The organism is Carnobacterium divergens (assembly GCF_900258435.1).
Classification (GTDB): domain Bacteria; phylum Bacillota; class Bacilli; order Lactobacillales; family Carnobacteriaceae; genus Carnobacterium; species Carnobacterium divergens_A.
Genome location: NZ_LT992558.1, coordinates 416,378 through 429,057 on the forward strand (window position 1 = coordinate 416,378; position 12,680 = coordinate 429,057).

Consider the following 12,680-nt stretch of genomic DNA (forward strand, 5'->3'; position numbering starts at 1 on the left):
TAATTCACAATCTTTTTATAGAAGAAACGACACAAATTATAAATAAAATTTGGAGGTAAAGCATGAAAAAGAAATTGGTTACGTTGTTGATTATGATGTGTGGTCTAGTTATCGTTTTAGCTGGCTGTGGAGGAAAAGAAAAAGAAGTTAGCAAGAAAGATTCTTCAAAAGAAAAAGCAGAAACTTCAGAAGCAACAACAGGTGCATCTGAAACGAGTTATACGGCACTGGATAAACTAAAAGACAGTTATGATATCGTGATTGTCGGTTCTGGTGGAGCAGGAATGTCTGCAGCCTTAGAAGCAAAAGAAAAAGGAATGAATCCTGTTATTCTTGAAAAAATGCCAATTGCTGGTGGAAATACAATGAAATCATCATCAGGCATGAATGCATCTGAAACAAAATTCCAAAAAGAACAAGGTATTGAAGACAATAATGACCTGTTCTATGAAGAAACATTAGCTGGTGGACATGGCACAAATGATAAAGAATTATTGCGCTACTTTGTTGATCATTCTGGTGAAGCAATTGATTGGTTAGATTCAATTGGAATTCGTTTAAACAATATTACGATTACAGGTGGAATGAAAGAAAAACGTACCCATCGACCAGAAGATGGTTCTGCAGTAGGACAATATTTAGTGAACGGTCTTGTTAAAAATGTGCAAAAACAAGAAATTCCATTATTTGTAAATGCCGACGTTACAAACATCACTGAAAAAGATGGAAAAGTAAACGGCGTGGAAGTCACATTTGATGGAAAAGAAAAGAAAACCATCAAAGCAGATGCTGTTGTTGTGACAACAGGTGGTTTTGGAGCAAACATGGAAATGATTTCAGAAACCAACCCAGAATTGAAAGATTACGTTACAACCAATCAAAAAGGCAGTACGGGTGATGGAATCAAGATGATTCAAAAATTGGGTGGCGTCACAGTCGATATGAACGAAATTCAAATTCACCCGACAGTTCAACAAGAGAAATCGTATTTAATTGGTGAAGTAGTTCGTGGCGAAGGCGGTATTTTAGTTTCGTCAGATGGCCAACGATTTGTTAACGAATTAGATACACGCGATAAAGTATCACAAGCAATTAACCAAACACCTGATAAATATGCTTACTTGGTTTTTGATGCAGGTGTTGCAGAACGAGCTAAGGCAGTTGAACAATACAAACAACAAGGGTTTGTAAAAGAAGGCAAAACCCTTGCTGATTTAGCAAAAGAAATCAATGTTCCAAGTGAAAAATTAGAATCAACAATGACCAAATGGAATGAAGATGTGGCTACCAAAACAGACTCAATGTATGGTCGTACTACAGGAATGGATCACGATCTTTCAAAAGGACCATTCTATGCTATAAAAATTGCACCAGGCATTCACTATACAATGGGTGGTGTGAAAATTAATCCAAATACAGAAGTGTTAACACAAGAAGGAACACCAATTAAAGGATTATATGCAGCTGGCGAACTAGTTGGCGGTTTACATGGTCAAAATCGAATTGGCGGAAATTCAGTTGCCGAAATTATTATTTTCGGACGTCAAGCTGGCGAACAATCAGCAGCATTTGTAAATACGAATAACTAAAAAAAGTGTTTGGCTAGTTCATTAGCCAAACACTTTTTTTTAGTTGTTTTTTAACGAGCGTTCCATTTCAAGACGTTGAATTTTCATTGTTGCTGTTCTTGGTAGGTCCTCATACTTCATAATGATGGGTTCGTTAATATGTGGCAAATCAGAGACGTTTTTCCACCATTGCTCCCAATCCATTTCCTTGTCTTCATTAACAGCTAAAATCGGTTGAGGACTGCCGTCAACACCACGGATTAAGACAACTTCATCTAAGAAAGGCATAGCGTCTAGCAGTTTATCTTCGATTGCTAGCGAGCTTTCAATTGTGGCAATTAGATCAACTTGACGATCATGAAGGGACAAGCGACCTAAACGATCTTTAGAGCCATAATCCCCGCTGTCCCACCATTTTCCGTAAACATTTTCTTTAAAACGAGCATCTTCCTTATAATAGGTTAAGGCGCGTCCTTTTGAAAACATTTGGATATTTCCACTAACGTTAGCACCAACTTGATTGCCTTCTTGATCCACAATTCTTACTTTTGTTAAACCAGGCATGCCGATTCCCATATCACGAGCATCGGTTTTTTTAAGAGATTTTTTAGTATTTGCTCGCATAATCATTGGGCCGCATTCACTTTGTCCGTAGACTTGCAGGAAGACAGGTGATTTTGAGTTAGAACACCGCAAGAAAGTTGCCATAGTTTCTTTGTTAATCGCATCAAAAGTTGAATGATAAAACTTAATACTAGCGAATACTTCTGGTTGTTCTCTTGCTAAAGAAGCCCATTGAACAAAATGATTTGGATGTGTTTCTAAAATTCTAGGTTGATAGGCTGTTAAAATACGACTAACGTTTTCTTTAGCTGGATTTGCAATTGGCAATAAAGGAAACCCTTTTGCCATCAAAGAAGAGATGCCTATATTAAAACGAGAGTGAACTGGCGAAATATGGAAAGCGACCAACTCTTTTTTACGAATCATGCTGAAAATGTTTTTTTGCCATTTTGTGCGCCAACCCATAGAATTTGCTGAATGGGCAATTAATTTTGGAACCCCAGTGGTACCTGAGGTATGCGTCATATAGGAAATTTCATCCTTTTCTAGTTCCTCTTGCGGGCATTGCGGAGCATGAGCGTTCAGGATTAGTTGTTCAACCTCAATGAGTTTAGCATCTGGCAAGTTGTTTAAGCTGTTGCTTTTGTGATTAGTTTCACTATCGAATAAAAGCCAAGGCTGATCTAAGCGGTTCACAAAGATATCGATTGTTTCAGCAGGTAAATGTGGGGAGACCATAACAGGAACTGCACCAAGATAAGAGATTGCTACAGCAAGTAGGTAAGTATCAAATTTAGCAGATTTGTAAACAATGATTTTATCTGCTTTTTTAACACCCAATTGATGCAATTGTGCTGCTCGCTCGATGATGGCATTTCTGCACCCTAAGTATGTCGTTTCTAATTGCAACTCTGGAAAAGCAATTAAAGGTTCATCAAAGTAGATTGATTTGTTTGGGAACTTTTCAGCCGCCTTTGCAAAATTGGTGTACAAGTTCAGTGGTTCGTATTTATTCATCATTAAAAGTTAATACACTCCTTTTATAGTTAGATGGTGTTATTATATCACGTCATTAAGGAATGTCTATTGATTCTGGAATAAGACTAAAAAAAATAGACATAATCACGTCATTTTTTAATTTTAATGGCAGGTAGTTACTAAATTTTAGTTATTTAAACAAAAGACTATACTTTATATATAAAGAGTGATACAATTCTTTTTGTAATCGATTTCAACGAAATTGGTCTAGCTATCAAAACCGTAGGGGCCTCTACTTTGATACTAAGGCTAACTATGAAAAGAGGAACTAAGATGAATGGTTTTATTGATAAATTAGGAGAAAAAATTATGCCGGTTGCTGCTAAGTTAGGCGAGAATCGCTATTTAACAGTTTTACGAGATGCGTTTATGTTATCATTTCCAATTACAATGTTTGGTTCAATTGTGGTCGTTTTAAATAACTTGCCTTTTTTTAATGATGCAACAAAAGGGACGCTGAATCATTTATTTAGCAATGGTCAAAGCGCGACAATGGGAATTATGTCCATTTTCGTTACATTTGGAATTGGGTATTATTTGAGCAAGTACTACAAAGTAGAAGCCATATTTGGTGGCGCAGTTGCCTTGTCGTCCTTTTTAATTTTAACGCCGTTTTTTTTAATTCTTGAAAACGGAGAACAAGTAGAAGGCGTATTAGCCTTAGATCGACTAGGCGCCAAAGGGATGTTTATTGGCATGATTGCAGCCTTTATTGCTACTGAAATTTATACAAAATTTGTCAGAAAAGGCTTAGTTATAAAAATGCCAGATGGCGTTCCGCCAGCAGTAGCCAAATCTTTTGCAGCAATGATTCCTGCTATTTTAACTTTAACTATTTTCTTATTACTTAATGCAGGTGTGATTGGTCTATTTAATACGAATTTACATGATGTTGTTTATGAAGTGATTCAAAAACCATTAGTTGGTTTAGGCAGTGGATTGCCAGCAACCTTAATTGCCTTGTTTTTTGTTCAATTTTTGTGGTTTTTCGGTTTGCATGGTCAAATTTTAGTGAACTCAGTGATGGATCCGATTTGGAATACATTGATGTTGGATAATTTAGAGGCTTATAAAGCAGGGTTGCCATTGCCCCATATCATTACAAAACCTTTTATGGAAATCTTTACTGTAGGTATGGGTGGTTCTGGGATGACGCTTATTGTAGTTATTTTAATGGCCTTTGCGATGAAGAGCCGTCAACTGAAAGATGTCGGACGCTTAGCACTTGGCCCAGGTCTCTTTAATGTGAACGAACCTGTTATTTTTGGGATGCCAATTGTGTTGAACGCGGCTATCTTTATTCCTTGGCTAATTGCGCCGTTAATCGTTACTACATTTAACTATTTAGTAATGGCAGCAGGAATTGTTCCAGCACCAACAGGAGTCTCTGTTCCTTGGACTGTTCCAATAGTAATCAATGGGATTTTAGCCACCAACTCGATTTTAGGCGGCATCTTACAGTTAGTAGATATTGTGATTGTGGGAATGATTTGGTTTCCATTCTTAAAATTAGTAGACCGAACCAATCTAAAAGAAGTTGATTTTACTAAGTAAAAACGAGTGAACCAAAAAACAGTACAACAGCCTTGAGGTTGTTGTACTGTTTTTTTATTTAAAAAAGAGAACATAGTATAGGAGCGATTATCCTTAAAACGAGAATTATTAGGTATACTTTTCATTACATATAATAAACAGTTTTTTAAAAATTAGTCGTTTTTTATTATTTTTTCTAAAAATTAGTAGAAGGGGCTATGGTATATTCAGTGTATCCAATAACACATCATTTGGAAATTAAAAAAGAAAGGAGAAAAATATGATACCTAAAAAAAGTCAATGGTTAAGTATTTGGTTCATTATTTTTAGCTGTTTTATAATTATTGGATTTAATTTAAATAACAATGATGATCAAAATGGTATTCTAGCGGAACAAAATGACATAGAGCCGTCACTCATTCAGCTGACAGCAACCCCATTTCAGAAAACAAATCAAATTTTTCCGGTCCAACTTACCTTTGGAACAACAGTTAAGGAAGAAATTAAATTAAAAATTCCAGATGGCTTAGAATATCAACCATCAACTGAGAATCAACAGGCGTACAACCCTGTAGTGAAATTTGATTATGCAACTCGCGAAGTGACGATTGTCCCCGTGATTGAAGATGAGACAAACCCAAGTACTTCACAGATGGTTGTGCTTAATTTTAAATCAGTAGAAGCAAATAGTTATTCTTTGCAAGCTTTAATGACGAGCCAACAGCAAGAAATTGTTTCAAACAGCTTACAAATAATCGTTGAAAAGGAAGAACAAAGCTCAGATGAATCGACTATTGAAAAAGAAGACGATCCAGAAGAAATAGTTCCCCCACCAGCGGACACCAAAACAGCTGATTCAGATGAATCCTCTGACTTAATGAATCAATTTGACTTGAATCTAAGCGCACGCTCGGTATCTAACGCCCGTTCGATTGAAACCAACAAACCAGAAGACCGTTTGATTATTAAAGAAAAATTTCGTGATCCAATTGGTTCAGGAGCTAAATTTATTGACCCAACAATTCTTCAGATGAGTGATGCAAAATCTCAATTAGGAAGTATTTGGTCAAAAAATAAATTGAATTTAAACAAAAATTTCGCGCTGAAATCTTATGTCTATTTAGGCGACTCACAAGCTAGTGCAGCAGATGGAATTACGTTTACTTTGCAAAATGACGAGCGAATGGAAACCAATCCGAATAGCGTAATTGGAAGCGGCGGGATGGGCTTAGGTGCTTACAGTTCAGCTTCAGGAAAACCTTATGTCCATCGCGGTTTATCGATTGAATTTGATACCTACTATAATAATGGTTCTTCCAATAGAATGGACCGAGAAGTTGATAAAAATGGTGGTCGGGGACATGTGGCTGTGGTAAAACCTAAGACCAATAATAATAATTACACAGGAGAACACTCACACATTCAGTACCCTACAGATTATTTATCAAATGGAACCTGGCGTTCTTTTATTGTGACTTGGGATAGTAAAACGAATCAATTAAGTTATCAATTAGAAGGTTTAGATAAAGTGACATTTGCAATCAACCCTCAAACTGAGTTTGGCGGAGATTCGGTGTACTGGGGATTCACCTCTTCAACAGGTAGTTCTTATGCACAAAATGCAATTGCCATTTCAGAATTGCCACAAGAAATTGACGCTACTCAAGAAGTGACAATCAAAAACAACACGTCTAACACAACTGCAACAACTGAGCAAGAAGCAAATGCAGGAGATGTAATTGAATATCATATCAAAAATAGTTACCTATCGGAAGAAGATTGGATTGCAGATTGGACAAACGTTGTTTCAACAGGAACATTGCCTGAAGGAGTTACGTATCAGCAGGGATCTAGTACGATTAATGGAGTCCCAATTGCTGATAATGCACTAACAATTAACGGTTCGACAATCTCATTTCCAAAAACAACTTTTACCAAGACTCAACGTCATCAAGAAATTGTTTTTAGGGTTCAAGTAAATCAAGATGTGAAAGGACCCCAAGACCTCACTTCAACCTTTAAAGCAAAAGGGGACAATTACATTGCAGAAGGAAATCCAGTGATTATCCATCTTTTAGAACAACCAACTGGAGAAGTTGTGGTGCAGTATCTAAATGAAAACAATCAAAAAATTATCGAAGACATCCATTTAAAAGGCTACAGTGGAGATGACTACCAAGCGGAACGAAAAGAATTTCCAGATTATTTATTGGTAGGAATTCCAGAAAATGAAAAGGGTATTTTTCGTGACGGAGAAATTACAAATGTTATTTACAAGTATAAAACAAGAGCATTAGAATTTATTTCTGCCCCCATTAAAATTGATTTTGGTGAGGATTTGACCATTTCATCAAAAACAAAAACGTATCCTTTAACAGCAATGGATGGCAAATTAACGGTTCAAGATACACGAGCAGATAAAAAGAGCTGGACTATTACAGCTAAGATGAAGAAAGTCTTAACAAGTACAGAGAATCAAGTACTGCCAAATGCTGTGCAATATACAAAGCAGGGACAAACCTCCATTATAAATTCTGCTGCGACCGTTATTTTTGAAACAACTAGTCCAGATGACAATGCAGTCGATGTTTCAGATAATTGGATACCGAATGGGGATGGGTTATCTTTGAAAATACATCCAGGTGAAGCATACCCGGAAGCATACAGTGGTACCATCAATTGGATGTTACAAAATACACCGGCAAATCAATAGGGAGGAATTAGATGAAAAGGCAAGCACAAGCGATACTTTTAATAATTGTTCTACTCACTAGTTTCTGTTCTATTGAAGTGGCTTTTGCAGAGTCGACTACCCAACAACCTTATACCTCGAATGGCGAAATTGGATTTTATGGTGAGTATGAATATCCAGGGGAAGAAAAACCGTCTGGTATATTACCCAGTACGAAGCCACCAACTGGTCAAGGCGGGTCAGGTTTAGACAATCGATTGCCACAAACTGGTGAAAATAATCAAAAATCACCGATTTTATTCGGTAGTCTTATGCTACTAAGTAGTTATTTAGCGATAAAAAAATTCAGAAAATAAGAACGAATACTTTGGAGGAAACTAAAAATGAAATTAACAACATTAATGACCACATCAGCTTTACTATTAGCATCAATCGGAGGAACAACAGCTTTAGCAGCTGATGGCGATCACGGCGGCGTATACGAATCTAACGGACTAGTGGAATTTATTCCTAATGATGAGCCAACGAACCCAGTTGATCCAACCGATCCAACGAACCCAGTTGATCCAATCGATCCAACCGATCCAGAAGGTCCTAATCCAGGAACAAGTGGTCCATTGAGTATCGACTATGCGTCAAGCTTAACTTTTGGTAAAAATAAAATCACGAATAAGGACGAAACCTATTTTGCAGATGCTCAAAAATTAAAAGATGGAACCGTTAGACCAAACTATGTTCAAGTTTCAGATAATCGCGGAACAAATGGCGGTTGGACATTAACTGTGAAGCAAGAAGGTCAATTTTCAAATCAAGCTACTCAAAATAAAGTTTTAACAGGTTCTGTTTTAACATTAGTTGACGGTGTAGCTGTAAGTAATGTAACAGACGTAACTGCCCCAATTACTTCAGCAATCACGTTAGACCCAACAGGAGCAGCATCTCCAGTAATGAACGCAGCAGCAAAAACAGGTGCTGGAACATGGGTAGATCGTTTTGGAACAACGGAAGAAATGACGATTAATGGCGAAGCTGTTCAAAAAAACAAAGCAATCACATTAGAAGTTCCAGGAGCAACACCAAAAGATGCTGTTAAATATAACACTAAATTAACCTGGACGTTAGCAGATATTCCAGAAAACGGATCAGAAACACCAGCAGAACCAACAAAATAATTAATCCATCGGAGGAAATGAAAAAATGAAAAAAACAACACTTATCACCACGTCGGCACTAGCACTAGCAACATTAGTAGGAACATCAGTAACCGCTTTAGCAGCACCAGGAGAGATTCCAGCAAACTATGATTCAAACGCTGTTGTAAAATTCGTTCCAGATGACACTATTACTCCGCCAGTTGATCCAACAGATCCAACAAATCCAGTAGAGCCAATTGATCCAACAGATCCAGAAGGCCCAAATCCAGGGACAAACGGACCATTAAGTATTGATTTTGCTTCTTCTTTCTACTTTGGAGAAAATAAAATTACAAGTAAAGATATGATTTATAATGCCGCGCCTCAAGAACTAAAAGACGGATCAACTCGTCCAAATTATGCACAAGTAACTGATAACCGTGGTGGAGCAAAAGGATGGAAATTACAAGTAAAACAAAATGGTCAATTTAAAACCACTAAAGGCGAAGAATTAACAGGAGCAATGATGTCATTTACAAATGGTCAATCAGCTTCAGAATCAACTTCACCAGTTCCTTCAATCGTAAAAGGATCCTTTGATTTAACTACTAATGGTAACGGAGCCGTTGAAGATATTATGGCTGCAAAAGTAGGCGAAGGTGCTGGGACATGGGTCTATCGTTTTGGGGATGATGCAACAAAAGCAGAGAGTGTTACTCTTTTTGTACCAGGTAAAACAACCAAAATGGCAGATACGTATTCAACAAAACTAACATGGACGTTGACAGACGTTCCTGATGATAGTGAAACACCAGAATCATAAAAAAGAGGGAACAGCATCAATGAAAATTGATGCTGTTCCATTATTGAAATGCTTAACAAAGGAGACCAATATGATAAAACGTAAACAATTACTAACAGTACTTATAATCGCTTTGACTATTCCATTTTTACATCTAACAACAGTCTCAGCATCCGAGTTGAATTTTGCGGTAGAACCGCTTATTCCAGAAAACCAACGAGATAAAACTAAAACCTATTTTGATTTATTAGTGAAGCCAGATAGCGAACAAACGATTGAAATCAACTTGCGAAATGATACAGAAAATGAAGTCATCGTTGAACCTAAAGTACATTCTGCTACTACTAATTTAAATGGAGTGGTTGAATATGGCCCCGTTGAAACTAAGAGAGACTCGACGTTAAAACATGATTTAAACGAAGTCGTTTCAGTCGAAAAAGAAGTGAAAATCCCAGCGCAAAGTTCAGTTAAACTGCCTTTAACAATCACTGTTCCTAAAGAAGAATTTAACGGTATTTTAGCTGGCGGTATCACATTACAAGAAAAAGAAACAAAAAATAACGATAATACAGAAACAAAAGGATTGTCAATTCAAAATCAATACGCATATGTTGTGGCTTTAGTACTAAATGAAAATAACACGCAAGTTAAACCAGAATTAAAATTAAATAAGGTCTTTCCAGATCAAGTGAATGCACGAAATGTAATCAATACCAACTTGCAAAATAGCACACCCAACTATTTAAATCAGTTAAATGTTGTAGCTAAAATAACGCAAAAAGGAAAAACAACCGCTTTATATGAAACCACTAAAAAAGCAATGCAAATGGCGCCTAATTCTAATTTTGATTTTCCTATTTCACTAGCAGGAGAAAGACTAGAAGCAGGAGAATACACGCTAGAATTGACAGCAACTACGAAAGCAGATCGTTGGCATTGGAAAAAGAATTTTATTATCAAAGCAGATGAAGCAAAAAAACTAAATGCTAAAGATGTTACTATAAAGAAAGATTATACATGGCTTTATATTATGATTGGCATTGGTTTAATTGTTCTTTCCATTTTAATTGTGATTCTTATTTTAAAGCGTAAACGAAAAAAAGAAGAAGAGCGCAAAAGAAGAAACCGAATCAAACGCAAAAAGAAAAAAACAGCTCAACAAAAGAAGCTATAAGTGTTGTTAAGGGAGAAAGGAAATGGATGGACAAATAGTAGAATTATATGCTGAATTTCTTTTAATTTTATTTAAAAGATGGCTAGTTGTAATCAATAAAAATCGTCAATTTTTAGTCAGCCTATTTGGAACCAAAAATTGCCAACATAAACAGAGTTTTACCAATAATCTAAAAAAAAGAGTATTTCCCCCACCCTCTGCTAAGTTGACTTGAGAATATTTATTCGTTGTTCTTAAGAATCGTCTAAAAGGATGAATATACAAAATCGGTAGATAAATCATGCAGATGAGGGGGATTTAAATGGAAGAATTTCTTGATAAAGTAGATAATAGAAAATTTTTTCTCTTTAAAGCGTTGGAAGAAAGTTATCGAAATAGATTAACCTATACCGAACTAATGGAAACATTAAATGTCTCAGAGTTTGTTTTGATGAGAGTTTTAAACGATCTAGAAGATGATTTTCAAAAATTTGATTTAATGGATTGTTTTAGGATTGTCAAATATAAAAAATACGTTCAGCTGGAAGAAAAAATGGATGTGAATTCTGAGATACTGTTGCACAAATTAATAACCAACTCGCCAAAATTTAAAATGATAGATTGTATTTTAAAAAAAGAGTTTCCCGGTGTTAGTATTTTTTCAGAAGAAAATTACATCAATATGCCTAAAGCGTACAGTTATATTAAAGAGATAAAAAAGTTGTTTATGAAAACAAGAATCAAATTAAATACAAAATTTGAACTAGTCGGTAGCGAGATGGATCAGCGCATGTTTATGTTTAACTTTTATTACTCAATTTTTGGGAACATCGAATCGCCCTTTCATAAAAAAATATCAGAGGAAGCCAAGCTGTTAACGGCACAGTTTAAAGCAAACTGTTACCCAAAATTGTCTATTATTCAAAAAAATAAATTGCTCTATCTATTTAGTGTGATTTTAATTCGACAAAAGAATAGCGCGTTTGTTGATTCTAAAATTAAAGTTCGTAGCTATATGAAGGAACAGGAGTATCAATTATACGCTCATTTTTTTCAAAGTAAATTTGCTAACGGCAATGAAAATGAAGTCAATTTTTTTATGGCTTTTCTCATTTCAGAAAACATTATTAATAGTAATGAAATTGTTATAGAATATAATCAACAGAGTGTGAATATAACTGCTTTATTTCTTAGTCAATTTGTTGAATGCTTCGGAAAATTTGATGATTTTAGATTAAAAAGAAAGATAGAAGAAGGCTTGAATCATGCTCACTTTAAGGTGAGTTTGATAAATCGAACCAAATATTTTCGTGATGAATTTGTCGTATTTCCATTTATTCAAGAACAATATGGTGAAATCTTACAATTTTGCGACGAATTTATTGAAAAGTCCAGACGAACAAGCAATTTGAAAATTGTCTATTTAAATAAGGAGTTTTTGCTAAACGAGTACATTTATTTAATTATCAATAGCTTACCTGCTAGTTTCTTTATGAAAGAAATTCATGTTTGTGTTGATTTTTTATTGGGGAAAAATTACAATGAAATGATTATCAAGAATATTAAAACCTTTGAATTTCTAAATATTGAAATTCAAGAAAACTTAGATCAAAGAACAGATTTATTGTTAACGGATAGTTTGATAAAAAATGAATTATCATGTGACTATATTATATGGAACACTCCACCAACAACCCAAGATTGGGGAAATTTAGGAGAAGTATTAGTGAAGATAAAAAAGAAGAAAGAACTGAAAAGATGATAAATAAAAACAAGATAATGCAAAAATTAATTATATCCTTAACAATTTTGTCGTTTTATGGTTTAATCGATCTGTATACGGTACATGCAACAGACAAAGACACGATTGTAGACCCACTTGATCCAACGCAAAAAGCAGAACCCATTTTCCCACCTACACAGTCAAAAAAAAGACGAGATGAACCTGATCAATCAGAGGATTCTTTAATCAATTTGCCAGACGGGGAAAGACCAATAAAAATAAGTCGCCCCTCTAAAAATAAAGAAAGAGATTTAGAAAAAAACAGCTACCTATTTTCTCATCAATCTAATACAGAATTAGTATTTCCAGATGGAATGGATTCAGATGAAGGAAAAGAAGAAGATCTTTATCTTTCTGAAGTCTATATTCAACTATCAGGAACGCTTTTATTTGGAAGGTAATTATAGAGGAGGC

Annotated in this window: 10 protein-coding genes; 9 read left to right on the plus strand and 1 reads right to left on the minus strand. The window is 35.4% G+C overall.

From position 1 onward, the window contains the following. Positions 1-62: 62 nt before the first annotated feature. Complete coding sequence (locus CDIMF43_RS02485; RefSeq protein ID WP_109841107.1) at positions 63-1,589, plus strand: flavocytochrome c; 1,527 nt, start codon at positions 63-65, stop codon at positions 1,587-1,589. Between the two features lie 39 nt (positions 1,590-1,628). Here CDIMF43_RS02485 and CDIMF43_RS02490 read toward each other — a convergent pair whose 3' ends face one another. Further along, positions 1,629-3,152 carry an AMP-binding protein gene (locus CDIMF43_RS02490; protein ID WP_109841108.1) on the minus strand — a complete coding sequence of 508 codons (1,524 nt, stop codon included), beginning with the start codon at positions 3,150-3,152 and terminating at the stop codon, positions 1,629-1,631. Between the two features lie 291 nt (positions 3,153-3,443). Here CDIMF43_RS02490 and celB point away from each other — a divergent pair, with 291 nt between their 5' ends. The 8 genes from celB (at position 3,444) to CDIMF43_RS02535 (ending at position 12,667) form a co-directional block, all read left to right on the plus strand. After that, on the plus strand, positions 3,444-4,724 hold the full coding sequence (gene celB / locus CDIMF43_RS02495) for a PTS cellobiose transporter subunit IIC (RefSeq protein WP_109841109.1): 1,281 nt from the start codon (positions 3,444-3,446) through the stop codon (positions 4,722-4,724). 259 nt (positions 4,725-4,983) lie between these two features. Then, positions 4,984-7,416, plus strand: a complete 2,433-nt coding sequence (locus CDIMF43_RS02500) for a lectin-like domain-containing protein (protein ID WP_109841110.1) — start codon at positions 4,984-4,986, stop codon at positions 7,414-7,416. An 11-nt stretch (positions 7,417-7,427) separates the two neighbouring features. Further along, on the plus strand, positions 7,428-7,751 hold the full coding sequence (locus CDIMF43_RS02505) for an LPXTG cell wall anchor domain-containing protein (RefSeq protein WP_109841111.1): 324 nt from the start codon (positions 7,428-7,430) through the stop codon (positions 7,749-7,751). A gap of 27 nt (positions 7,752-7,778) precedes the next feature. Continuing rightward, the gene (locus tag CDIMF43_RS02510) at positions 7,779-8,567 is read left to right on the plus strand and encodes a WxL domain-containing protein (protein ID WP_074402416.1); all 789 of its coding nucleotides are present in this window, start codon (positions 7,779-7,781) and stop codon (positions 8,565-8,567) included. Between the two features lie 25 nt (positions 8,568-8,592). Continuing rightward, positions 8,593-9,351, plus strand: coding sequence for a WxL domain-containing protein (locus CDIMF43_RS02515; protein WP_074402417.1), 759 nt, complete (start codon positions 8,593-8,595; stop codon positions 9,349-9,351). Positions 9,352-9,421: 70 nt separating this feature from the next. After that, complete coding sequence (locus tag CDIMF43_RS02520; RefSeq protein WP_109842319.1) at positions 9,422-10,504, plus strand: DUF916 and DUF3324 domain-containing protein; 1,083 nt, start codon at positions 9,422-9,424, stop codon at positions 10,502-10,504. A 301-nt stretch (positions 10,505-10,805) separates the two neighbouring features. Then, on the plus strand, positions 10,806-12,245 hold the full coding sequence (locus CDIMF43_RS02530) for a helix-turn-helix domain-containing protein (RefSeq protein WP_109841112.1): 1,440 nt from the start codon (positions 10,806-10,808) through the stop codon (positions 12,243-12,245). Next, entirely contained in the window at positions 12,242-12,667 is a 426-nt protein-coding gene (locus CDIMF43_RS02535) for a hypothetical protein (protein WP_074402420.1), read from the plus strand. The genes CDIMF43_RS02530 and CDIMF43_RS02535 overlap by 4 nt, the downstream gene beginning before the upstream one ends. Positions 12,668-12,680: the final 13 nt, after the last annotated feature.